This window comes from Parapedobacter brassicae (assembly GCF_051400755.1).
Lineage (GTDB): Bacteria > Bacteroidota > Bacteroidia > Sphingobacteriales > Sphingobacteriaceae > Parapedobacter.
In genome coordinates this window covers 67,495-90,522 of record NZ_JBLFFL010000007.1, presented here as the reverse complement: position 1 = coordinate 90,522, position 23,028 = coordinate 67,495, and the positions used below count along the sequence as shown (strand labels likewise).

The following is a 23,028-nucleotide window of genomic DNA, read 5'->3' as shown; positions in this document are numbered from 1 at the left end:
CCTAAGCAGGCGCATTGAATTTGGCCCAAGTTACATAAATAATTGACTAAAAATAAAACAACAATACTTTATATTGAAAACATGTGTATAAACCAAATAAAATATCGAATATCACGATTGCTCGGCATGCATCAGCTGCCACAGCATGAGGAGTGCCGCCATGGATGACCGTTCGATGTTGATGGCCCGATCCTGACCAAACAGGTGTCGGCGGGCCACGACAGTACGGCTGGAGGCTGCCGCGATCCATACCAAGCCCACCGGTTTTTCGGGTGTCCCGCCTTCCGGTCCGGCGATGCCGCTGACGGCAAGTGCATAGTCTACACCGAATATTGACCGGGCGTTCAACGCCATTTCGCGCACGGTTTCTTCGCTTACCGCGCCGTGTTGATCAAGCGTTTCCTGCCTGACGCCGAGCAATGCCACTTTCATGGCATTGGAATAGGTGACCGCTCCGCCTTCAAACATGGTGCTGCTTCCTGGCAGCGCCGTGATCAGGCGGGCAATGTTGCCACCGGTGCAGCTTTCGGCGGTGGCTAACCGCAGGTTCCGTTGCTGCATCTCGTCCCGGATCAACATTTCCAGTGAGGTATCCGCACCGGCGAGAAAATGTTCGCCGATCCGTTCCTTCAACCGGCGCGCCACGGCCTGGGTTTCCGATTGCAGGGTCTCCAGGTTTTCTCCCGTAGCTGTAAGCCGTAGCCGCACGATGCCCGGTTTGGGCAGGTATGCGAGGCGGATGTGCGGCGGTAGGGCTGCTTCGATGTCTGCGATCTTTTCGGCAAGGAAGGATTCGCCGATGCCTCCGGTCAATAAGGTCTGGTGCCACAGGGGTACTCTGTCCTCCAGCTGCACGAGGCGGGGTAGTACCCGTTCCTGCATGATGTGCTTCATCTCAAACGGTACGCCCGGCATGATGATGTAGGGCTTGCCGTGGTGCATCATCCACATGCCCGGTGCAGTGCCCATTTCGTTAAATAGCACATCGCATCCGTCCAGTACATCTGCTTGCCTGCGGTTGATCTCCAGCATGGGCCGGTTGCTGCGGTTGAAAATGGACTCCACATGCGCCAGTACCTGCTCATCGCGGCGAATACCGCAATCGAAATATGCCGAAAGCGTTTGCTTGGTCACATCGTCTTTGGTGGGTCCCAGCCCTCCGGTGATCAATACCAGGTCGGCCCGGCCAGACGCCAGGGCCAGCGCGGTGCTGATATCGGCCGGATCATCGGCAACCGAACTGACCTGTTTGACACGGATACCGATGGCGTTCAGCTGGCGCGCCATCCACGCCGAATTGGTATCCACGATCTGCCCAATGAGGATTTCGTCGCCGATGGTGATGATTTCCGCCTGCATACCGTTAATAAGCACCAAACGAGTCATTTCGTTTGGTCAATTTTAGATCCTGTAAAATGGAGGCCTTGGCCTTGATCGTGACATTGTAACTCTGGAACCGCCCGAAAGGCACCCAACCGAACGACATGTCCCAGCAATGCAGATCGCGGTAGATGCTGAACCGGGTAAGCGAAATCTCCTGCTGCCTGAAATCATAGCCCGAATTGAACTGGACCTTCCACTTGGGCGTGAGGCTGAAATCGCCGTGGATGTTTAGCGTGGCCGTGATGTTGGTGCGGTTTCCCGGATTGGAATATTGAAAACTGAACGAACCGGCGAGGTTCCAGGGGATCTTGAAATCGACGAACGCGTTGGGGTCGGAACTGATGCGCGCCAGCGCTTGCTGCTGTTCGGGCGTCATATTGGGCTGTTGATTGTTCAGCGAGTCGAGTCCCTCTTGCCGGCTCTCATTCGCCTCCGGGTTGAAGCTGTAGTCAAACGATAGCCCGAAGTTGGTAAGGCGGGCCAGTTGTCCGTCTCTGATCGCATAGCGGTTGACCCGCCTGCCCTGTGCCTGATCAAAATGATAGGGATCGAACGTGCCGTTGAAATTGATGTTGATTTTTTCGTTGAACAGTGCGGTCCGACCCGAAAAATTGATATTGGATAGCTTGAACGAGTCCGCCACGAAATTATAGTTGCCGCTGAAGGTGAGCCCCCGTAGGATGGGGATCTTCTTGACGCCCCCATCCGTGGTGTCCTTTTTGCTCAGGATCTTGGCTTCCAAATTGTTGTCGATGGAGAAGCCGATGCCCATCGAACGACCACCCCCCGGCGAGCCGAACATCCCGCCTTCGAAAATCGAATACGTGGTCTCCCGGCCCTGGGCATCCATGTATGAGCGGTAAAACCCGTACATCGGATCGGAAAAATCGGGACGGTAGTTCAAATTGACCGAAGGTGTAATGACGTGTCGCATGGCCTGTATTTTGCCTATTTTGGGGTACATGCCATAGATTTTGGTAGACAGGCCCGTAGACATGGAGTAATCGTACGCTCGGTTAAATCCCCGGAGGGTGTCCCGTACCTCTTCAAATCCATTGATCGTGTTCTCCAGTCCGCGCCGGTAGCTTTGTAGGTACCAGCGCTCTGTGTAAGACACGCTGCTGTTAAACTGAAAGAATTTCAGGATATTCAGCGAAAGGTTGACCGGGATCTGATGCTGGAAGCCGTTTTGGAATTGATTCAGGGTTTCCCTGCTGAAGAGGCCTGCTTCCTGGCTGGTCACCGAATTGCGACCTTGCAGGGAGTAGCCCATGGTGATGCGCTGGTACCATTTCTGCTCGCCAACACGGTCTTTGGAATCGAACGGGTTGAATGACGATACATTGAGTGAAAACGTAGGAAGTTCCAGAAACACCTCGCCCTTAGACATGTCCTGCCGGTGGCTCAGGCTCGATGTGAAGTTGACCTTCCCATCGGCAAACATTTTTCCATAGCTGATGCTGGAAGACATGTTGTTGCGGGTGAGTTGCTCATAGTCATAGGTAGCCCCCGCTGCCGTGTTTTGGTAATAGGAACTGGTTCCGAAATTGACATTCGCGCTGAACGTCGTCCCGGGGTTGGCCTCTTGCCGTTGGCTGTGGTTCCACGTGACATTAAAATCCTTGATGGAGCGGTACTGGTCGGTGCCCTCCACGCCACTTTTGGTATCCGCGAATCGGATGTTGAAGCCGCCGTCAAATTTGTAGTTTACACGGTACCGGGATAGGATAGAAGCTTCATAAGACCCCTTGGAATATAGCGTGCCGCGAATCTCACTGTCCCAATAATCGTTGAACGCCAGGTACCAGCCAATGTCGCGCATAAAAAATCCCCTGTTCAGTTCCTCGCCAAAGGAGGGGAACAGGAAACCCGAGGAGCGTTTGTTCGGCTTTGGAAAAAAGCCAAACGGAATCGTGATGAACTTCAGGGGCACACCTTCCATCACCAGGTAGGCGGGTCCGGAAATGATCTGATTTTCGGTGACGATACCCCGGCTGATCTGGATGCCGAAGTGGGTGTGCGGCTGCGGCAGGTTACAGGTGCTGTACATGCCGTGGTACAGGGACATCTCGTTGTATTGGTTCTTGCGCACCCTGCTCGCCTGGATGAACCCGCCTTCCACCTCCGTGAAAATGCCATAACTATCGCCCTTTTCCGTTTCAAAGTTATAACGCAGTGAATCGACTGTTTTCGGGGTTTCATTCGGGAAAATGACTACCGGGCGACCGATATACTTGTTATTGTGGTCATTTCGTCCGCTGGCAAATACTTCATTGGTCGTTTGATTTACCCGGATATAGTCGGCCGAAAGTTCAAAATTTTCGTATTTTACCTTGGCATCCCCGTAGAGGTAGAGGGTGTTGGTTTTCAGGTCGGTGTACTGCGAATCCCGCGCCACCCAGCTGACAATGGCTTTCAGGCCGTCGGAGGAGTCCTGCTGGACACTGTCTTGCGGATTGCCGGGGAGGTTCAGCGTGAGCGAATCGGCAAAGGGATTCTTGGTGGTGTCAACCGGTGAAGTTACCTGTTTTAACGAATCGAGTCGGGTACTATCCGGCCTGGATTTTTCCTGACCGTATACCGATACGCTCAGAAATACCGTTAAGGATAGGGAAATACACGAAAAAAAAACAGCAATAGCCTTCAAATTTGACAATGAATATTATTTTTGCAATAAATCGCAATGGTGCACAAAATTAATTAAATTAGTTAAATTGTTGACGTTTTCAAAACTATTCACGCTACAATCTTTTTTTGGAGAAAACAGCAACTCATAACATCGATATGATCAAACGTTTCACTACCCATATTTTATATTCCGTTCTTTTAGCAGTTGTTATACAAACGATCTCTTTCGCGAATGCCGATCAAGATACGATTTATACCGTCAGGACCATCGTGCTGGACGCGGGGCACGGCGGAGAAATCCCCGGCGCCCAAGGAGCATCATCCCTCGAAAAAAACATTGCCCTGCAAGTGGCTCTGAAACTGGGTAAAGCTATCGAGACCCAGATCCCCGGCACGAAGGTATATTTCACCCGGACTACCGACGTCAATGTGGAGCTGTATAAGCGCATTGAGTTTGCCAATGCAAAGAAAGCCGACCTGTTCATCTCCATCCACTGCAACGCGACGCCCCTCAGGCGGGTACGCAACAGCAAGGGTAAATACTATACTACTCAGAACAAAAGCATCCGGGGTACCGAGACCTTTGTATCGCTTTTCGGTAGATTGGACGAGCAGGATGCCAGCCTGCGCGAAAAGGCCGAACGTGAAAATAAGGATATTCTGCTGGAAGAAAACTACGAAGAGAATTATCAGGGCTTTGATCCCAATGACCCGGCCAGCTCGATCATGTTGTCGTTGATGAAAAATCAATTCCGCGACCAAAGCATCCGGTTTGCGTCGTTTATCCAGGAACAGTATGTCAAATCGGGCAGGGAAGACCGCGGGGTACAGGAATTGAGCCTGGCGGTACTGGCCCGTGCAGGTATGCCAGCGGTGCTGACCGAAATCGGCTTCATCAGCAACCCCGATGAAGAAACCTACATGAAGTCGGAAAGCGGGCAAGCGGAAATCGTGAAAAACCTGGTGGATGCTATCAAAGCATACAAACGGCAGGTGGAACGCTGACCGCATACCTATTGATAAACAATATCAGCGCCTGGGTTGTTTAAAATGAGTATCTTTGAAGATAGACAACTAAAGTAGGAAATCTTGAAAATATCAAACGAAACCAAGGTTGGCGTATTAGCCATAGGCGCTATCGCTATTTTGATATTGGGATACAGTTTTCTGAAAGGAAACGATGTGTTCAGCAGCGATAAAACGTTCTATGCGATATACGATCGGGTAGATGGGCTTACCGAATCCAAACCGATACTGGTAAACGGGTACCAGATCGGCCGGGTGTCGGATATGAAGCTGCAGCGCGATGGCCGTATCCGAACTGAATTCAAAATAAAGGGCAACTATACCATCCCCGCCAACACCGTTGCGCGCCTCGCCAGCACGGACCTGCTGGGGGGCAAAGCCATTATTTTCGAGCTGGGCGACAGCCCCACTTATGCCAAGGATGGGGATGAACTGGAGGCTGGCCTGCAAAAAAACATCATGGAACAAGTGGAGCCTATTCAGAAGAAAGCCCAGGATATTGCCGCCGTATTGGATTCGGTGTTGAGTTCCATCAACAACACCATCAATAAAGATTTTCAACGCGATTTTAACCGGAGCATCAACAGCATTGCCAATTCCCTTCAAAACCTGGAGGGCATCACCCAGCAACTGGATGGGCTGGTGGTCTCCGAGCGCAATCGCATCAGCCATATCGTGTCTAACGTCGAATCGATCACGTCCAATCTGAAGGACAATAATGAGCGCATCGGACAAGTCCTGGTCAACCTGGACAGCATCACCGACCAGGTTGCCAAAGCCAATTTCGCGCAGACCATCACCAGTGCCAATAAAGCGATGGGCGATTTCCAATCAATCACCGATCGCATCAATCAGGGGCAAGGCTCCATCGGTTTGTTGTTGAAGGATGAGCAATTGTACCAAAACCTGAATCAGGCCTCCCAGAACCTCGAAGAGCTGATCGCAGACATGAAGGCTCGGCCTTGGCGGTATGTTCATTTCTCGGTATTCGGCCGCAAAACCGATGAGACGAAAAACCCGTAAAAGGCTGTTTTTTTGGAGCAAAAAAGTTTGCTGTTTTAAGGAATAAACTTTACCTTTGCAGTCCAAAATAAGAAATCCTATGCGGAAGTGGCGTAATTGGTAGCCGCACCAGACTTAGGATCTGGCGCCGCAAGGCGTGGGGGTTCGAGTCCCTTCTTCCGCACTTGAGTCCTCCCGAAACTTCGGGAGGATTTTTTATATGAACGCGATAAACGCTTAAAATTGAGTATGAACATTTCACACGAGAATATCGACGAAATCAATGCCGTCATTACGGTGGCCCTCACCCCGGAGGACTACAATCCCCAAGTAGACAAAGCGATTAAGGAACAGGCCAAAAAAGCCAAACTGCCAGGATTCCGTCCGGGTATGGTGCCGATTTCCCATATCAGGCGTACCTACGGCAAGGCCGTGTTATTCGATGAGGTGAATCGGTTAGTCAGTGATCAAATCAATCAATATATCAGCGACAATAAATTGGAGATCCTCGGGCAGCCCTTGCCCAAGGAAGATGACCAAAACGACTACAACTGGGATTTTCAGGATACATTTTCGTTCCAATATGAAATTGGGCTGGCACCGCAGTTCGAGGTTCCGTTCGACGAAAAATCCAAGTTCACCGAGTATGTCATCAAGGCTGACGAAGAAACATTGGAATCGCGCATCAAAAACCTGCGCCGCAGCTACGGCAAGATGACCAATCCGGAGGTGTCCGAGGACGGGGACGTGCTGTATGCCGAGCTGAAACAAGTGGATGCGGATGGACAGGAGGTCGAAGGCGGCATTGCGAATACAGCCTCTGTACGTATCGATCTGGTCGACGATAAAAAGATCAAGAAGACCCTTATCGGACTGAAAAAAGATGATGAGGCAACCATCGATGTCAAGAAGGCGTTCAGCACACCCGCGGACATCGCCCGTATCCTGGGCATCCAGGAAGACGGGGTGGAAGCATTGGAGAACGCAACGTTTAAGCTGACCGTCAAAAATGTGAACCGTCTCGAAGAAGCGGAATTGACCGAGGATTTTTATACAAAGCTGTTCGGCGAAGGTGTTGTCACCTCCGAGGAAGCGTTCCGCGACAAAGTGCGGGAAGAGGTCGAAAGCATGTTGGTGCAGAACGCCACCCAAAAATTGCAAAATGACCTGTACCTGAAAGGACTGGAAGCGGTAAAGGTGGACTTTCCCGAGGCCTTTTTGAAACGGTGGTTGAAAACCACCAATCCCGAGATCAAGGATGACGAGTTGGAGGAAGGTTTTGCTGACTTCCTGAAAAACCTGAAATGGACGCTGATCGAAAATCGTATCATCACCCAAAACAGTCTGGAAGTCAAATACGAAGAAGTGTTGGCTTTGGCCAAGGAGCGGATCGCAGCGCAGATCAAAATGTATGGCGGGGGACAAGAGCCTAACGATCAGCAGTTGGCACAATACGCGGTACAATTGCTTGGTGACAAAGAACAAGCTAACCGTCTATTTGATGAAGTGAAAGCCCAGAAAGTGTTTGATTACCTCAAGGGACTGGTCAAATTGGAAAAGAAAGATATCGAATACGACAAGTTTTTGGAATTGAAGTAATCGACGGCAGTCGGTTATGAACATAAAAAAAGAGGCTTCTGAATAGGAGTCTCTTTTTTTATACCGTATCTTATTTGGCTACAGCAATGAATTTGGCCAAGGGCGCCATCCGCGCGCGGAACAATTGCAAGGTGTCTCCTTGTACGTGATAACTATCAGCAGATTCCAATGCCCGTTTCAATCCGTTCTCCACCTCCATGTTCTCGCAGGCCATCATCGTACCGATCAGCTGGGAAAATTTGACGCGGTTAGGCTCCTGCAATTCATAGGTGCCGCCCAATCCATTGCATCCGCCGGTGGCTTCCAGCCGGTTCTCCGCACTGTTCAGCCGGATAAAGGGTTCTTTTTGTGTAGACCCGGCTTCCACTGCTTTTCCGCCCACTTCAATGAGTTTCCAGTACCGTCCGGTGATGGTTTCCGTGACCTTGTTTAGGACATACTGCTCGGCAAGTTCTCCGGTGATCCGTTTGCCTTCCATGTCCAGGTGAAGTAGCCTGCCTTCACCAACCTGGAATTTCTCGTCGCGTTCGGGCAGCGTAATCTGGCTTCCAGCATCATTCCACGTGAATGTGCCCGAATCGGTAAACACCGAATCGCCTTTATCCAGGTATTGCGTCTGCAATTGGTAAGAACTGTCTTCGTTCAACGTGAGGTTGTAGCGGATACCCGGACAATCGGCGCAAGGCAATGTACCTTGGTAGGTGCCGGACCAATCGACCGAGTTGCGGCTATTGTGTGCGGCATCTATCGCTCGGTCCGACGTTGTTTTTTTGGTTTGGCATGCGCTGGCGAGAAACATGATGGCCAGCAGGCCGCTAACCGTTCCTTTTACACTTGAAGAGGTTTTCATGGCGATTATTTTTTAACAGATAAAGGAGCATAAAGCGTACCAAAAATGTTACTTTCCTGATATTTTAGCGACTACCAGTTTCGTCACCTCAATACACACCACGCAGGCCACGGATATGGCCGCTGTCAACTCTATGGCTTCGGTCGGTAGCGCTTCCGTTTTAAACACCGGTTGCAAAAAAGGAGTATAGACCAGCAATAACTGTAGTCCGATCGAGGTGATAACGGTGGCGATTAATAGCGGATTTCGAAAGAGCGGGATGCGGATCGCCGATGTGTCCAGGCTTCTGACGACCAACGCATTCCCCAGCTGGACGAAACTCAGCAGGGAGAACACCATGGTTTGTTGAAGCGGTATCCCATAACCCCTGCGCATCGCAATATATTGCAATACAAATGCGCCCAACGCCATCAGGGTTCCCGTCAACGCGATCCGTGGGATGAGTCCACCTGCAAAAAGGCTTTCCTCAGGCGGACGGGGAGGGCGTTCCATCGTGTTTTTTTCCGCCGGCTCCCCAGCCAGTGCCAGTCCCGGGAGACCATCGGTTACCAGGTTGATCCACAGGATATGGATGGGCAGCAGCGGAATAGCCAACCCGAAGATAGGAGCAAAGAAGATCACCAATAGTTCACCCAGGTTACACGACAGCACATAGAGCATGAATTTACGGATGTTGTCATAGATGCGGCGCCCCTCCCGGATGGCTTTGACAATGGTCGCGAAGTTATCGTCCAGCAAGATCATGTGAGCCGTTTCCTTGGCCACATCCGAACCTGTGATGCCCATGGCCACCCCGATGTCAGCCTGCTTCAATGAGGGGGCATCATTCACCCCGTCGCCCGTCATCGCCACAAACTCGCCATTCTGCTGCAATGCTTGCACGATGTTCAGCTTCTGTTCCGGCGATACACGCGCATAGACTGTGATTTCCTTCACCTTTTTGCGCAATTCGTCGGGTTCCAGTTTCTGGAGGTCAGCACCGGTCAGGGCACTTCCGTCGGTCGCTTCGGTCAGGTGAAGCCGCTTGGCGATGGCCAGGGCGGTCAGCGGCTGATCACCAGTGATCATCACGGGCTTGATACCGGCCGTTTTGCACTGCCGGATGGCGTCTATCACCGCCTCACGGGGCGGATCGATCATCCCTACGATGCCCAGGAAATCTAGCTCCCGCTCCAGCGTTTCGTCCAGTTTGTCCGGCTTGTTATCCAGGTGCTTATACGCCAAAAAGAGCACCCGCAGGCCCTCGCTCGCCCATTTGCGGTTAATGTCCAGCCATTCCTGTTTTTTATCCTGATGGCGGGCGGACAGCACTTCGGCGATCTTAGCCGGCGCGCCCTTGACCAATAGGATGTAGCCATCCTGATGCCGGTGCAGCGTGCTCATGCGCATCCGCTCCGAGTCGAATGGGATCTTGTCTATCGGCGGATATTCTTTTTCCGCTTCGGCTACCGTCAGGCCCTTTTGCAGAGCATGAGCGACCAAGGCCGTCTCGGTGGAGTCGCCCATGGGCTTGCCGTCTTCGTCGTACCGGACCTCGTTGTTCAGCAGCAGGGCGTGCATCAGCAAGGATTCGTCATGATCATCCGGCTGCCACAGTTCCTCCAAGGTCATTTTATTTTCGGTCAGGGTGCCGGTCTTATCGCTGCAGATGTAGGTCACGGATCCCAGTGTCTCCACCGCGGGAAGGCGCCTGATGAGCGCCTGTTGCTTGACCATCCGGGCAGCGCCATTGGCTAGCGCGATGGTGATCACGGCCGGAAGCGCTTCCGGCAGGGCGGCAACCGCCAGGGACAGGGCGGTGAGAAAGAGGTTCAGCATCGGCTCACCGCGGTAGAGGCCGTAGGCAAATATCACCGCACAGATGGCCAGCACGATGAAGACCAATTGCTTGCTGAATCGCTGGAGCCTGCGCTGCAAGGGCGTCCGCTGTACATCACGCTCCAGCATCGACGCGATTTTGCCCATCTCGGTCTTCATGCCGGTATCGGTCACGATCATTTTGGCCGAGCCATTGCTCACCACCGTGCCTTTGAACGCCATGTTGAGCTGATCGCCAGGCAGCAGATCCGAGCCGTCGATGGGAGCGGTCTGTTTTTCGATGGAATGGCTTTCGCCAGTCAGCACCGCCTCCTCCGTTTTAAGGGCGCTGATGTCCAATAGACGGCCATCTGCCGGTACGATATCACCCGCTTCGAGCAACACCACATCACCGGGAACCAGCTGGGCGGCTTCGATTTTCATGGAGGTGCCGCTCCGCATGACTACCGTGTGCTGCGCCGCCATTTGCTGGAGTTTCCGGATCGCTTGTTCCGCCCGGTTTTCTTGAAAATAGCCGATCAGTGCATTGCCGAAGATGATGCCCAGTATGACGTAAGCGTCCGTATGCTCTCCGACTAAAAAAGAGATCAGCACCGCCGCGCCGAGAATGGCGATCATGACATCTTTGAACTGTGCAATGAAGATGGCAAGCTTGGATTTCTGCTTTCCGGCTTCGAGCTGATTCAAACCATACCGGTCGTGCAACGCTGCAATGCTGTCTTTTTCAAGGCCTTTTGGCGAGGAGCCTAGGTTTTCCAATACTTGTTCTGTGGTTTGTTGATACCAAGCTGTAGCCATAGCATGTGATTATCCATTCAGCGAAAGCCTTTTGTGTACAACTATATCGGGAAAAATATGTTTGATATCAGGGAGGATATTTACATGTTGAAAGATTACGATACGTTAAGCATACCCGAAGCGACCGTTTTGCAGCATGAATTGCGCCAGCACCTGGACATTGCCGAGCGGGAGTTGCCCATCCGTCTTATCGGAGGCGCTGATATTTCCTTGAATTTGTATAGCGCGACCATCTATGCGGGCATTATTGTCCTTTCTTTCCCCGAACTGCGACCGGTAGGGTGGTCGCTCGTCAAGGGCGAGACCCATTTTCCCTATGTTCCGGGGTACCTTGCCTTCCGTGAGGTGCCTGCGTTAACCACCGCATGGGAGCAGCTCACGATGAAGCCCGATGTGCTGGTGGTCGATGGACACGGCATCGCCCATCCGCGAAGGCTGGGCATTGCGGCGCATTTCGGCGTCGAAACCGGACAACCCAGTATCGGCTGCGCCAAAAAACTGCTGACGGGCAAGTACGAAGAGCCCGGTATATTGGTGGGCGACCATACCCCGATCATGGCCAACGCTGAGCAGATCGGGTACGCTTTCCGAAGCAAAAGCAAAACAGCTCCGGTCTACATCTCACCGGGCCATTTGGTGGGGATGCAAAACTGTCTGCACATCATGCAGCAATGCGTGGGCAAATACCGGATACCGGAACCGACCAGGCTGGCCCATGAATTGGTCAATCGTTTTCGGCGCGGGGAACTACCAGCTGGCATCCATCATGTGCTCCCCGTGGATTACTGACCGTTGCTATCTACATCGTTTTCAATTTGTTGTCCTAATGGCCGGTGACAGACTCTTAATTGAATTTTAAATAATGTTTAATTAATTTTTATATTAACTTTACTAATAATCGATTATTTAATGTATTTGTATCGTATTTTTATCGTATCAAATACGATACAAATACGATGATGATACGATGAAAATACGATAAAATGTAAAACTAAAGTAGAATACAATTCGTATTCATATTGATGTAATATGCCAATCAGTGTGTAAACAATTAGAAAACGGTAGTGTCACGAAGAGGGAGATTTTGTATGTTTGCTAGGCATATCGCACCCATATGATCACAATAGCAAACGAATGGCTTCAAGCCACTATCGCCGATCACGGCGCTGAACTAAAAAGCCTGAAGTCGATGGCGGACAATCACGAATACCTGTGGGATGCCAATCCGCAGTATTGGGGCAAAACCAGTCCGGTGCTGTTTCCCATCGTGGGGGCATTGAAAGACGATACCTATTATTACCGGGACAAAACATACCGCCTGCCTCGTCATGGGTTTGCCCGCGATATGACATTTGAGGGTGTACGCGTATCGGATCGCGAAGCGGTCTTTACGCTATCGGATACTGATGACACCCGCTCGGTTTATCCGTTTGCGTTTCACCTGTCGTTGCGCTACCGGGTGGTCAACCGCTCCCTTATTTGCTCATATGAAGTGTATAATCCGTCGGATAGCGATGCCTTGCTGTTCTCCATCGGCGGACATCCCGCATTCGCGACGCCGACCGAAGCCGGCCTTGGCTATGACGATTATTTTTTGGTGTTTCCGGATGACGAGGCGTTGGTGTGCCATAAGCTTGATGGCAACCTGATTTCGCGGCACGTGGAAACGATTCCGTTGCAGGACCATCGTTTGTCCTTGCGGCATGAACTGTTTTATAGGGATGCATTGGTGTTGAAGACCTTGCGCAGCAATACCATTACCTTGCGGAACCGGATCAACGCGCGAGCTATTCAGTTTACCTGCGAAGGATTCCCTTATTTCGGCATTTGGGCAGCCAAAGATGCTGATTTTGTTTGCCTGGAGCCCTGGTGTGGCATTGCCGATTCGGTCGGTCACCATCAGCAGCTGCATGAAAAGGAAGGTATCCAACGGCTGGAAGCCGGTAAGGGATGGGTGCGCAGTTGGGAAGTGGCAATCAATTAAATAGCGCCAACATGGATACCAACAATTGGGAGACCATCCACAATGATCCTGTTTACGAAAACCCTTGGATACGGGTAGAACACCGTGATGTCATTACGCCTGCCGGCACCCCCGGCATTTATGGTGTTGTGAAATTCAAAAACAAAGCAATCGGCATTATTCCGGTGGATGACGAAGGTTTTGTCTACCTGGTGGGCCAGTACCGCTATGCGTTGGATGAATACTCGTGGGAAATTCCCGAAGGCGGCGGTCCGTTGCAGGAAGACCCCTTGGAGACCGCTAAACGGGAATTGAAAGAAGAGACGGGACTGACAGCTGAAACCTGGCAGCGCATCGGCCGTATCCATACCTCCAATTCGGTGACGGACGAAGAAGGGTTTATCTTTCTTGCACAGGGCTTGCAGCAGGGCGTTGCTGAGCCGGAGGAAACGGAAGAGCTGCGGGTCAGGCGTATCCCATTACATGAGGCCGTCGATCTGGTGATGCGTTCGGAAATCACCGATTCGATCTCGGTGTGTGCCATACTCATGGCCGCGCGGATGATGGGCGTGTAGCGTGGATGGGATATTCAGATTAAATTATCTTTTTGTTAACCCATTGAGGTTTACGAGAAGGTGTCGTAATTTTATAATTGCATTAACACATCGCGAATGAAAAACATCGTTGTCTTCTGCGGTTCGAGTATGGGAACCGACAGCATTTATGAAGAACAGGCCCACCTGCTCGGCAAGACCCTGGCAGAATCGGGTATCGGCGTGGTGTATGGCGGCACCAAAATCGGACTCATGGGCGCACTGGCCGATGGCGCACTCCAGAATGGTGGAAGGGTCGTAGGCGTATTGCCGTATTTCTTGCAGACCAAGGAAATCGCGCATGATGGGCTGAGCGAACTCATATTGGTGGATACCATGCATGAACGGAAGACGAAGATGAACCAACTGTGCGATGGCGTGATCGCCTTGGCAGGCGGTTTCGGTACGATGGAAGAGTTTTTCGAGATGCTCACCTGGGGGCAGCTGGGCTTGCATACGAAGCCGATGGGACTGCTCAATACCGATGGGTTCTACGATGATTTAATTACACTCGCACAGCGCATGGTAGATAAAGGTTTTCTTAAGAAGATCAACCAAAAGATGCTGTTACACAGCGAAAATATTGATGATCTACTCAACAAGATGCGGAATTACCAACCACCAGTCGTGGGCAAGTGGATCACCAAGGAAACTACCTGAAAATCGCTGTGCGCACTAGGTAGCTGTCGCTTCCTGTTCTTCCATCATGGTATTGTCTTGCTTCGCGCCCAGTTTCATCATTAAGGGTACAAAAAACGAGGCAATGCCGACAATACCCAGCGCGCTGCCCAGCATGACGAACGTAAGGGTGACGCCAATGTTGTCGGCAATGAAACCGGTACTCAGCAATCCGATCATGGAAGGCAGCAGCGCAATGCTGAAATACATGGAGAATACCCTGCCGAGCATGGCTGGATCTATCTTTTCCTGTAACACCGTGGTAAAGCTGGCATTATTGATGGCAGCCGAAAGACCGCCTAAAACGGTCGCTGCGACAAAAAAGATAAATCCGTTTGCCGGCAGCAAGCCCGATACCGCAAGACTGAAACCCAATACCACATACGTGCCGTTGATGATGCCGACCTTATTCATCGTAGGCTTGAAAATGCCCAGTAGTCCACCGCCAACCAGCATGCCGATGCCCCAGACGACTTCGATAAGGCTCATTTCGAACTTCCCGCCCTGGAAATGCTGCAAGGTGAGCAGCGGGAACAGCACCGCTACCGGCATAATGCAAAACATGGCTAATACCGAGAACAAAAAGAGCCAGGAAATCCCCTTGCTGGAGGTCACGGCGTCGATACCCAGGCGGAGGTCGCGCAACACCTGTTTTACGCCGGGACCATGCGCATGCTTTTTTTCGGGGTTGGGGATGTGCACCAGCAGGAGCGACGTGATGGCGAAAATGGCTCCAGCGATATCCAGCAGCAGGACGTATCCGATGTCCATCAAGCCGATGGCCAGCGCCCCCAGTGCCGGACCGGCAATTTGAGAGATCGATTGGATCATTTGGTTGAAGCCGCCAATACGAAGCAATTCGGACTCGGGGGCGAGCAACGGCACCGATGCCTGCATGGCCGGCATGTGGAAGGCCGAACCCAATGAGCGCAGGGCCAGCAGGAGGTAAATAAAAATCAGCTCGGAATAACCCAGGTAAAAGAGCGCAGACATGACCAGGGTACACAGCGCGATGAATCCATCAGCGGCTATCATGGTGCGTTTGCGGTCCCAACGATCGATAAACACACCAGCAAACGGTCCGATGAGCGTTTGCGGGAGCAGGGCGGCAATAGCGGCATACGCCAATACCTCGGCTGAGCCGGTCTCCAGGCTCAGCCAGATGATGATCGCAAAATTGACGGCCGAGCTGCTTAATAGTGATATAAATTGGCCACTCCAAATGATGGCAAATGTTCGCTTCCACGAGTGCTGCATGATAAATAAACTATAGTTATTCCTTCTAAAAAGGAAAATGGTTAATTTAAAGACGTAAAGAATGAATGAAATGTTTCAGGTGACTACCTGAAAGTTGAATAAAGCCAGACGATGTGCCGCCTGATCTTAGGCCCTGTCCCGATAGACAAAGGCGATGCAGGAATCGATGAGTCTCATTGGTTTGACGCGTTTGTTACGGGACAAATGTAAATCTTTTTTGTGACATTGCTAATGCAGTAGATTAATATTAGTTAATCTTTTCTAAGTTTGCCATGATTTTGATAATGGAGCGTAATACATGAATAAGCAGTATTTAACATTGGCTGTGCTGGCAATCGCCGCCACAGCGACCATCGCGCAAGAGCGCCACGCGATCAACCTAGAGTTTATGGATACATCGGTGCGGGCCCAAGATGATTTCTACAACTACGTAAATGGCAATTGGATGAAGACCGTGGAGATCCCCTCAGATCAATCCCGTTGGGGAAGTTTCAACGAGCTGGCCGAAAACACCAATGAGGCCACATTGAAAATTCTGAAGGAATCCCTGGAGCAAAGCTATCCGAAAGGGTCCGACGGACAGAAGATTGCCGATTTGTACCGGAGCTACACCGATTTCGATGCGCGGGATCAAGTAGGCATTGAGCCGATCAAGCCGTTTCTTCAGAAAGTGGATGCCATAAAAGATTTTGATGACCTGTACCAATACCTCGTGGAGATGGCCCCGATAGGAGGCAATCCGTTTTTCGGAGCGAATGTATCGGCTCACATGAAAAACAGCAGCGTGAACGCCGTGTACCTCGGCGCAGCAAGTCTAGGCTTGGGGAGGGCATACTATCAAAAAGAAGATGAGGCTAATGCCAAAACACTGGCGAATTACCAGGATTATATCAACATCCTAATGCCCAAAACAGGGCAACTGACCCGCGACTTAAAAGGTCCCAAAATCGTCGCTTTCGAGAAAGAGCTGGCCAGCCATATGCTTACCGTGGAGCAGGTGCGCAACGCGTCACTTCGTTATAATCCGATGGCGGTAGCCGATTTGAAAAACTTGGTGAAGCATATTGACCTTGCGCAATACCTCGCTGACTTGGGATTCAAGGCCGATACGGTTATCATCGGCGAACTGAAATACTATCAGGACCTGGATCAGGTGCTGAAACCTGAAAACCTGGAGCTCATCAAGGATTTCCTGCGGTTTAAGATCGCGGATGATGCCGCCACGAGCCTGACGAGTGAGCTGGACCAGGTCAGCTTCGATTTCTGGGGGAAGACACTGAATGGGCAAAAAGAACAACGGTCGTTGGATAAGCGGGGATTGCAATTTGTGAATGGTATGGCTGGCGAATTGCTTGGCAAGCTGTATGTGGAAGCCCATTTCCCCGCAGAGGCCAAGACCGCGGCCGAAGAATTGGTGTCCTACCTGCGGAAGTCCTTCGAGCACCGCATCGGACAGTTGGCATGGATGTCTCCGGCCACAAAAGAAAAGGCGTTGGATAAGCTCCGGAAATTCACCGTGAAGATCGGTTATCCCGATAAATGGAAGGATTACTCCAAACTGGAAGTCGGATCATCCCTGTTTGAAAACGTGCTGAATGCCCGCAGGTGGCGATTTACTGAAAACTTAGCCAAGCAGGACAAGCCGGTGGATAAGACCGAGTGGGGGATGACACCACAGACCGTCAATGCGTATTACAGCCCGTTGAATAATGAGATTGTCTTTCCGGCGGCAATCTTGCAGCCACCATTTTATGACTACCAAGCGGATGCAGGGGTCAACTTTGGCGGTATCGGTGCGGTCATCGGCCATGAATTGTCGCACGGGTTTGACGATAGCGGATCGCAGTATGACGGCAATGGCAACCTGAACAACTGGTGGACAGACGAAGACAAATCAAAATTCGAGGTAGCTACATCGGCGCTCGCCGCACAGTTTGAGGCGTATGAGCCCGTACCGGGCGTGTTTGTGAACGGACGGTTTACCCTGGGTGAAAATATCGGTGACCTGGGGGGAGTATCAGTAGCGTACGAAGCCCTCCAGCTGTATCTGAAGGATAAAGGCGATCCCGGCAAGATTGACGGATTTACCCAGCAGCAGCGTTTCTTCCTTTCGTGGGCGACCATCTGGCGTGCAAAAACCACCGAGCAGTTTGTAGTAAACCAAGTGAAGACCGATCCGCACTCACCGGCACAGTACCGTGCGGTAGGGCCGCTGGTCAATGTGGATGGCTTTTATGAGGCATTCGGTATCCAAGAAGGGGATAAGCTCTACCTGCCAAAAGAAAAACGCATCGTGATCTGGTAACCGAGTGGGCATGACATTCATCGGTGTCGGTCCCAATAGAAATCTTCCGGATGAGATGACGAAAATTCATCTTACCTTCGTGCGTCATTTTGAAATTATATGGTAAAAAAGGCCATCCTGACCATTGGACTGCTGGTGCTGTCCAACGCATTTATGACGCTCGCTTGGTACGGGCACCTAAAGTTCAAGGAGATGAACTGGTTTAATAACATTGGGTTGGTCGGGATAATTCTCATCAGCTGGGGGATTGCCTTGTTTGAGTATTCCCTCCAGGTGCCGGCTAACCGGATCGGTTTCACTGAAAACGGCGGACCCTTTAACCTGTGGCAATTGAAGGTCATCCAAGAGGTTATTACGCTCACGGTGTTTTCCGTATTTGCTATCGTTTTCTTCAAAAATGAAGTGTTTCGCATCAACCACCTCATCGGGTTTGGCTTTTTGGTGCTTGCAGTGTATTTTATTTTTAAGAAATAGGGGTGGTCACTTCATTTCTCAGCCCACATGGGCTTTGTTTTCAATATTTCCGCATGTACGGGGCAATCGATGGCATGCGCGCCGGGCAGGTAGCCCGTGCTCATCAGAAATTCATTGACTATCTCACCACCTGTGAATTTGAAGGTTTTTTTGAATAGCTTCATCCACTCGGGGAGCGCCATGGGATGGTGGTGCTCCAGCCATTTTTCAAACGAGCCATATGTTTCTTGCAATTGAAGTATCACTTTTGCATTTTCAATTGCCGCGTTGACTTTGAGCCGGTTGCGAATGATTCCTGCATCGGCTAATAGCCGCTCGCGGTCGACCTCAGTATATGCTGCCACTTTGGCGATGTCAAAGTGATCATAAGCTTTCCGAAACGCATCTTCCTTGCGCAGGATCGTCTCCCAACTTAATCCCGCCTGGTTGATTTCCATGATGAGCCGGCCGAACAGTTCGTTATCATCGTGGATAGGGAAGCCATAGTGGTTGTCGTGATAATTTTTGTGCAATTCCCGGCGTGCTTCGGGCTGCATGCTTGGTATATAGTCGCAATAAGACATATGTGCAATTAAATTTAGCGATTGTTTAATTGGAACAAACTTACATAAACTGTTGCGATTTGCCATGGATGTTAATGGCGCTTTATCAGTCTATCGTCATACTTGATGTATTAATTGGTATATCGGGAAAAACCGATATATATTTGTGTCATGAGCGAACTGGAAATTTTCAAGGCCCTCTCCAATCAGACGCGTTTGCAAATTCTGCACTGGCTTAAAGAGCCGGAGCGGCATTTTCCGCCGCAGGATCACTCCTTTACGGAAGTTGGCGTTTGTGTCGGGCAAATCCAACAGAAGTGCGGACTGACACAGTCGACGGTGTCGGAGTATCTGGCGGTGCTGTTGAGAGCGGGATTGGTACAAGCCACCCGGATCGGTCAGTGGACGTATTACAAGCGCAATGAGGGGGCATTCGAGTCATTAAGCCATTTCGTTCAATCAACGCTTTAACGATTAATAAAAAAATCAATGGACACTACAAATCTTTTTAAACCCTTTCAATTGAAATCGCTGAACCTGAAAAACCGGATCGTCATGGCACCGATGACGCGTTCGTTTTCGCCGAATGGAGTACCGACACCGGAGGTGGCACAGTACTACGCCAAACGGGCCGCCGGGGAAGTTGGACTGATTTTGTCTGAAGGAACCGTTATTGACCGGGTTTCGTCGTCGAATGACCCCAATATCCCGCATTTTTATGGCGAACACTCATTGGCTGGCTGGCAGCACGTGATTAACCAAGTACATGCAGCTGGCGGCCGCATGGCTCCCCAGATTTGGCACATGGGTATCATGGAAAACCACCATTCGGGATGGTTGCCTGCAGCACCCTTCGAAGGGCCTTCAGCATTGAACAGGCCTGACTTTGCCAATGGTCGGGCGATGACGGTGGCCGATATCCAGGATACTATCCTTGCTTTTGGCCGCGCGGCGGCGGATGCCAAGCGATTGGGATTCGACTGTGTCGAAATTCATGGTGCCCATGGCTACTTGATTGATCAATTTTTCTGGGAAGGTACCAACAACCGTATAGATGGCTATGGTGGAAAAACATTGGCCGAAAGAAGCCGTTTTGCCATCGACGTGGTGAAGGAGGTACGGAAGCAGGTCGGGGAAGATTTTACGATCATCTTGCGATTATCGCAATGGAAACCTGCTGATTACACCAATAAACTGGCGAAGACACCCCAGGAGATGGAGGCTTGGCTGCAACCGCTGGCTGACGCGGGAGTAGATGTTTTCCATTGTTCACAACGGCGTTTTTGGGAGGCTGAATTTGAGGGTTCGGACCTTAACTTTGCCGGATGGGCCAAAAAGCTGACCGGGAAAGCCACCATCACCGTAGGGTCCGTTGGACTTTCAGGCGAATTTCTGGCCGCTTTCCGCGGGGAAAATTCCGCTCCCAGCTCGTTGGATGAATTGGTGCGCCGCTTGGACCGGGGCGACTTTGATCTGGTGGGTGTCGGCAGGGCGTTATTGGCTGACCCGAATTGGGTGCTTAAGATAAAACTGAACCGCACGGAAGAATTGAAAGGTTTTACCAGGGAAGCGTTGGCAGAACTGGTGTGATGAATAAGCGCCCTTAATCGGTGCTGATAATAAACCGTTCGGTTTGTTATGCTTATCTTTGTAGTGGGATTTACACGAATACTGCATGACGAATACACAGCAATACCGGTACCCCTCGGTGCTGACGATTGCCGGGTTCGATGGCAGCGGCGGTGCCGGTATCCAGGCGGATATCAAGACGATCTCGGCACTGGGGTGCTATGCCACCTCCGTACTGACCGCATTGCCGGTGCAGAACACACAAGGGGTACGCTCCATCTATTCCATTCCTGACCACGCTGTCGGGAAACAGCTTGACGCTATTCTCGACGACATCTTTCCGGACGCCATCAAAATCGGCATGGTGCATACCGGTGAGCTGGTGGATACCATTGTGAATGCCTTGACGCAGTATCCCAGGGTGCCGATTGTGTTCGATCCGGTGATGGTAGCGACCAGCGGACATGGGCTTATGGAAGATAAGACGCTAGTCACGCTGATCGATCGGCTGTTTCCCATCGTGACCGTGCTCACACCCAATTTGGACGAGGCGGCTGTCTTGGCTGGTATGCCCGTACGGACAGTGGACGACATGTATGTAGCGGGAGAAAAGATACGCAAAATGGGTTGCCGCTCCGTGCTGCTGAAAGGAGGGCATCTCGATGCACCACGGCTTACCTCGCTTTATTTTGATGAAGAGGGCACCGTGCATGAATTCAGTTTTGAGCGATTGGAGACAAACAACACCCATGGTTCGGGGTGCACGCTTTCTGCCGCTATTGCCAGCCGCATCGCGTTGGGGAAGCCCTTATTGGACGCCGTACAAGAGGGACAGGAATATGTGCATCAGGCCATCCTGAGCGGCCGCGATGTATTGGTCGGCAAGGGTAGGGGTCCGCTGAACCACTTTTTCAATCCGCAAAAACTGACAAAGCATAGGTAGTCTGAACGTTCATGGCTAAGCATCTATGCGCGATATTGTCCCGATTGTCCCCCTTAATTGTCGCAATCGGCCGCCGCAAATGTGCGATGTTGTCCGTACGTTTGTAAAGGTATACTTCGGATAAATCATGACACAACACAGGTTATCAAACGCATTAGAAAGCGCCTTTGGCGAATTGCTGGCCACGTTATCTGCCTTGGGTGAACGGGAGTTAAATGCTGTCCCGTTTAGCGGCAGTTGGACGGCAGGGCAAGTGGGCGATCATCTCCGCCAATCCTATGGTGTCATGGAGTGCCTGACTGGCCGGGTGGAATCCACCCGACGAGATCCGGGCGTCTATATCGCCCCGTTGAGCGAGCAATTCCTGAATTTTGAAGTAAAAATGAAATCGCCGGATTTCATTTTGCCAAGCGAAGAGCCGATCGAAAAAGACAGGCTGATCAATGGTCTTAGCAAGCGGACTTCATCCATCATTGATTTTGCGGCCAGCGATGCCGATATGACGCTGACTTGTCTCGATTTTGAACTGCCTGGCCTAGGTACACTCACGCGCAAGGAATGGCTGAATTTTGTGTTGGTGCATACGCTGCGGCACAACCATCAGTTGGCTAATATCATTCAACAATTAAACGGAATATGACAAGCAAAGGTATAGCATACGAACGATTAAGCAAGTTTGTCGGTCGCTGGAATACCGTTGGAAAAATCCTAGCAACAGACACTGCTCCGGAGATCGCCATTTCCGGCACAGATACCTATGAATGGTTACCCGGGGGATTCTTTTTATTGCATCGAGTGGATGTTTTCGTGGGGGACGATGAGAACAAAACCGTCGAAATAGTGGGTTATGACCATGAGCAGGATAACTACACAATGCGCCACTATGACAATAAGGGGAATTCTGGCTTAATGAACGCTACATACGACGACGGACATTGGACATTTCTGGGAGATACATTGAGGTTTACCGGTGGATTTAAAAGAAATGACATGGAATTTTCAGGAATTTGGGAACAGACAGCTGATGGCAGGACCTGGACACATTTTATGGACATCAAACTGACTAAACCTAACTGAGATAAAGCGACGGACCACTAGCAGATAAAACCGAACACCCTGCCATAGGGTTGTCAGTGGCGATGTGTATTTTTGTGGTGTGTAACCCAATCACAAAAAGATGAAACTACATACCACAAACTACGAGAATACCTTTATCGCAGTGGCGGATGATTGTCCGGCTGCAACAGGTGAGGTCCCGCCCGTAAAGGGAGACAAGAAATCTGTAGCCAATATCGCGTTTGATATGGTCATCAACCATCCCTACCGATACACTTCGGATGATGTGTTGTTTCAGCTATACGCGGAGCGGAATGACTTGACAGAAGATGAACATGAAGAAGCCAGAGCGATGTTCTTTTCCAAAGGCCAGCCTTGTTTCCGGGCCTCCCCATTGACCAAACGGTACGGCTGGGGCGTGCACAGCGATGGGGACGGAAGAATTGCCTTGTATGGACGTGAGACGCCGGAATATGAACGGTTTGTCAACGACAATCACATAAAAGTGGTGAAGGCAATGAAGTCCAGTCGCTGAAATACGCTA

General features: G+C 51.0%; 21 protein-coding genes and 1 tRNA gene. 16 read left to right on the top strand and 6 right to left on the bottom strand.

Features of this window, described 5'->3' with window-relative positions:
• Positions 1 to 111: 111 nt before the first annotated feature.
• Positions 112 to 1,386, bottom strand: coding sequence for a competence/damage-inducible protein A (locus ACMGDE_RS16965; RefSeq protein WP_436834012.1), 1,275 nt, complete (start codon positions 1,384 to 1,386; stop codon positions 112 to 114).
• Positions 1,364 to 4,039, bottom strand: coding sequence for a putative LPS assembly protein LptD (locus ACMGDE_RS16960; protein ID WP_436834011.1), 2,676 nt, complete (start codon positions 4,037 to 4,039; stop codon positions 1,364 to 1,366). Before ACMGDE_RS16960 ends, ACMGDE_RS16965 begins: the two co-directional genes overlap by 23 nt.
• Before the next feature lie 128 nt (positions 4,040 to 4,167).
• On the opposite strand from ACMGDE_RS16960, the gene ACMGDE_RS16955 reads away from it, so the two are divergent.
• From ACMGDE_RS16955 to tig, 4 genes are all read left to right on the top strand, one after another.
• Complete coding sequence (locus ACMGDE_RS16955) at positions 4,168 to 5,016, top strand: N-acetylmuramoyl-L-alanine amidase family protein (protein WP_436834010.1); 849 nt, start codon at positions 4,168 to 4,170, stop codon at positions 5,014 to 5,016.
• 84 nt (positions 5,017 to 5,100) lie between these two features.
• Complete coding sequence (locus tag ACMGDE_RS16950) at positions 5,101 to 6,060, top strand: MlaD family protein (protein ID WP_436834009.1); 960 nt, start codon at positions 5,101 to 5,103, stop codon at positions 6,058 to 6,060.
• Between the two features lie 81 nt (positions 6,061 to 6,141).
• Positions 6,142 to 6,223: transfer RNA gene (locus ACMGDE_RS16945), tRNA-Leu, on the top strand.
• 65 nt (positions 6,224 to 6,288) lie between these two features.
• Positions 6,289 to 7,638, top strand: coding sequence for a trigger factor (gene tig, locus ACMGDE_RS16940; protein WP_436834008.1), 1,350 nt, complete (start codon positions 6,289 to 6,291; stop codon positions 7,636 to 7,638).
• 70 nt (positions 7,639 to 7,708) lie between these two features.
• On the opposite strand, the gene ACMGDE_RS16935 is transcribed toward tig, so the two are convergent.
• Both ACMGDE_RS16935 and ACMGDE_RS16930 read right to left on the bottom strand, forming a co-directional pair.
• Positions 7,709 to 8,488: a copper resistance protein NlpE N-terminal domain-containing protein gene (locus ACMGDE_RS16935; protein WP_436834007.1), complete on the bottom strand. Its 780-nt coding sequence runs from the start codon at positions 8,486 to 8,488 to the stop codon at positions 7,709 to 7,711.
• A gap of 48 nt (positions 8,489 to 8,536) precedes the next feature.
• Complete coding sequence (locus tag ACMGDE_RS16930) at positions 8,537 to 11,104, bottom strand: cation-translocating P-type ATPase (RefSeq protein ID WP_436834006.1); 2,568 nt, start codon at positions 11,102 to 11,104, stop codon at positions 8,537 to 8,539.
• A 57-nt stretch (positions 11,105 to 11,161) separates the two neighbouring features.
• On the opposite strand from ACMGDE_RS16930, the gene nfi reads away from it, so the two are divergent.
• From nfi to ACMGDE_RS16910, 4 genes are all read left to right on the top strand, one after another.
• Positions 11,162 to 11,893 carry a deoxyribonuclease V gene (gene nfi, locus ACMGDE_RS16925; RefSeq protein ID WP_436834005.1) on the top strand — a complete coding sequence of 244 codons (732 nt, stop codon included), beginning with the start codon at positions 11,162 to 11,164 and terminating at the stop codon, positions 11,891 to 11,893.
• Between the two features lie 325 nt (positions 11,894 to 12,218).
• Entirely contained in the window at positions 12,219 to 13,088 is an 870-nt protein-coding gene (locus ACMGDE_RS16920; RefSeq protein WP_436834004.1) for an aldose 1-epimerase family protein, read from the top strand.
• A gap of 11 nt (positions 13,089 to 13,099) precedes the next feature.
• Complete coding sequence (locus ACMGDE_RS16915) at positions 13,100 to 13,642, top strand: NUDIX domain-containing protein (RefSeq protein WP_436834003.1); 543 nt, start codon at positions 13,100 to 13,102, stop codon at positions 13,640 to 13,642.
• 96 nt (positions 13,643 to 13,738) lie between these two features.
• Positions 13,739 to 14,320 carry an LOG family protein gene (locus ACMGDE_RS16910; RefSeq protein WP_436834002.1) on the top strand — a complete coding sequence of 194 codons (582 nt, stop codon included), beginning with the start codon at positions 13,739 to 13,741 and terminating at the stop codon, positions 14,318 to 14,320.
• 15 nt (positions 14,321 to 14,335) lie between these two features.
• On the opposite strand, the gene ACMGDE_RS16905 is transcribed toward ACMGDE_RS16910, so the two are convergent.
• A complete protein-coding gene (locus tag ACMGDE_RS16905; protein ID WP_436834110.1) occupies positions 14,336 to 15,598 on the bottom strand; it encodes an MFS transporter in 1,263 nt (420 codons plus the stop codon).
• A 295-nt stretch (positions 15,599 to 15,893) separates the two neighbouring features.
• On the opposite strand from ACMGDE_RS16905, the gene ACMGDE_RS16900 reads away from it, so the two are divergent.
• Positions 15,894 to 17,900 carry a M13 family metallopeptidase gene (locus ACMGDE_RS16900; RefSeq protein ID WP_436834001.1) on the top strand — a complete coding sequence of 669 codons (2,007 nt, stop codon included), beginning with the start codon at positions 15,894 to 15,896 and terminating at the stop codon, positions 17,898 to 17,900.
• A 99-nt stretch (positions 17,901 to 17,999) separates the two neighbouring features.
• Complete coding sequence (locus ACMGDE_RS16895; protein ID WP_436834000.1) at positions 18,000 to 18,374, top strand: DMT family protein; 375 nt, start codon at positions 18,000 to 18,002, stop codon at positions 18,372 to 18,374.
• 11 nt (positions 18,375 to 18,385) lie between these two features.
• Here ACMGDE_RS16895 and ACMGDE_RS16890 read toward each other — a convergent pair whose 3' ends face one another.
• Complete coding sequence (locus ACMGDE_RS16890; protein WP_436833999.1) at positions 18,386 to 18,910, bottom strand: DNA-3-methyladenine glycosylase I; 525 nt, start codon at positions 18,908 to 18,910, stop codon at positions 18,386 to 18,388.
• A 177-nt stretch (positions 18,911 to 19,087) separates the two neighbouring features.
• Here ACMGDE_RS16890 and ACMGDE_RS16885 point away from each other — a divergent pair, with 177 nt between their 5' ends.
• From ACMGDE_RS16885 to ACMGDE_RS16860, 6 genes are all read left to right on the top strand, one after another.
• Complete coding sequence (locus ACMGDE_RS16885) at positions 19,088 to 19,387, top strand: ArsR/SmtB family transcription factor (RefSeq protein ID WP_436833998.1); 300 nt, start codon at positions 19,088 to 19,090, stop codon at positions 19,385 to 19,387.
• A gap of 18 nt (positions 19,388 to 19,405) precedes the next feature.
• Positions 19,406 to 20,506, top strand: coding sequence for an NADH:flavin oxidoreductase (locus tag ACMGDE_RS16880; RefSeq protein WP_436833997.1), 1,101 nt, complete (start codon positions 19,406 to 19,408; stop codon positions 20,504 to 20,506).
• 85 nt (positions 20,507 to 20,591) lie between these two features.
• Positions 20,592 to 21,428, top strand: coding sequence for a bifunctional hydroxymethylpyrimidine kinase/phosphomethylpyrimidine kinase (thiD, locus tag ACMGDE_RS16875; RefSeq protein WP_436833996.1), 837 nt, complete (start codon positions 20,592 to 20,594; stop codon positions 21,426 to 21,428).
• A 127-nt stretch (positions 21,429 to 21,555) separates the two neighbouring features.
• Positions 21,556 to 22,068, top strand: a complete 513-nt coding sequence (locus ACMGDE_RS16870) for a DinB family protein (RefSeq protein ID WP_436833995.1) — start codon at positions 21,556 to 21,558, stop codon at positions 22,066 to 22,068.
• Positions 22,065 to 22,505 (top strand): DUF1579 family protein, encoded by a 441-nt coding sequence (locus tag ACMGDE_RS16865; protein WP_436833994.1) that lies wholly within the window; start codon positions 22,065 to 22,067, stop codon positions 22,503 to 22,505. The genes ACMGDE_RS16870 and ACMGDE_RS16865 overlap by 4 nt, the downstream gene beginning before the upstream one ends.
• A gap of 100 nt (positions 22,506 to 22,605) precedes the next feature.
• Complete coding sequence (locus ACMGDE_RS16860; protein ID WP_436833993.1) at positions 22,606 to 23,019, top strand: DUF6157 family protein; 414 nt, start codon at positions 22,606 to 22,608, stop codon at positions 23,017 to 23,019.
• The last annotated feature ends 9 nt before the right edge of the window (positions 23,020 to 23,028 follow it).

Coding starts and splice junctions, on each gene's coding strand:
- ACMGDE_RS16895 (WP_436834000.1), top strand. CDS start 18,000: ATGGTAAAAAAGGCCATCCTGACCATTGGACTGCTGGTGCTGTCCAAC.
- ACMGDE_RS16870 (WP_436833995.1), top strand. CDS start 21,556: ATGACACAACACAGGTTATCAAACGCATTAGAAAGCGCCTTTGGCGAA.
- ACMGDE_RS16965 (WP_436834012.1), bottom strand. CDS start 1,386: ATGACTCGTTTGGTGCTTATTAACGGTATGCAGGCGGAAATCATCACC.
- tig (WP_436834008.1), top strand. CDS start 6,289: ATGAACATTTCACACGAGAATATCGACGAAATCAATGCCGTCATTACG.
- nfi (WP_436834005.1), top strand. CDS start 11,162: ATGTTTGATATCAGGGAGGATATTTACATGTTGAAAGATTACGATACG.
- ACMGDE_RS16880 (WP_436833997.1), top strand. CDS start 19,406: ATGGACACTACAAATCTTTTTAAACCCTTTCAATTGAAATCGCTGAAC.
- ACMGDE_RS16920 (WP_436834004.1), top strand. CDS start 12,219: ATGATCACAATAGCAAACGAATGGCTTCAAGCCACTATCGCCGATCAC.
- ACMGDE_RS16910 (WP_436834002.1), top strand. CDS start 13,739: ATGAAAAACATCGTTGTCTTCTGCGGTTCGAGTATGGGAACCGACAGC.
- ACMGDE_RS16955 (WP_436834010.1), top strand. CDS start 4,168: ATGATCAAACGTTTCACTACCCATATTTTATATTCCGTTCTTTTAGCA.
- ACMGDE_RS16885 (WP_436833998.1), top strand. CDS start 19,088: ATGAGCGAACTGGAAATTTTCAAGGCCCTCTCCAATCAGACGCGTTTG.
- ACMGDE_RS16900 (WP_436834001.1), top strand. CDS start 15,894: ATGAATAAGCAGTATTTAACATTGGCTGTGCTGGCAATCGCCGCCACA.
- ACMGDE_RS16890 (WP_436833999.1), bottom strand. CDS start 18,910: ATGCAGCCCGAAGCACGCCGGGAATTGCACAAAAATTATCACGACAAC.
- ACMGDE_RS16860 (WP_436833993.1), top strand. CDS start 22,606: ATGAAACTACATACCACAAACTACGAGAATACCTTTATCGCAGTGGCG.
- ACMGDE_RS16915 (WP_436834003.1), top strand. CDS start 13,100: ATGGATACCAACAATTGGGAGACCATCCACAATGATCCTGTTTACGAA.
- ACMGDE_RS16865 (WP_436833994.1), top strand. CDS start 22,065: ATGACAAGCAAAGGTATAGCATACGAACGATTAAGCAAGTTTGTCGGT.
- ACMGDE_RS16930 (WP_436834006.1), bottom strand. CDS start 11,104: ATGGCTACAGCTTGGTATCAACAAACCACAGAACAAGTATTGGAAAAC.
- ACMGDE_RS16935 (WP_436834007.1), bottom strand. CDS start 8,488: ATGAAAACCTCTTCAAGTGTAAAAGGAACGGTTAGCGGCCTGCTGGCC.
- thiD (WP_436833996.1), top strand. CDS start 20,592: ATGACGAATACACAGCAATACCGGTACCCCTCGGTGCTGACGATTGCC.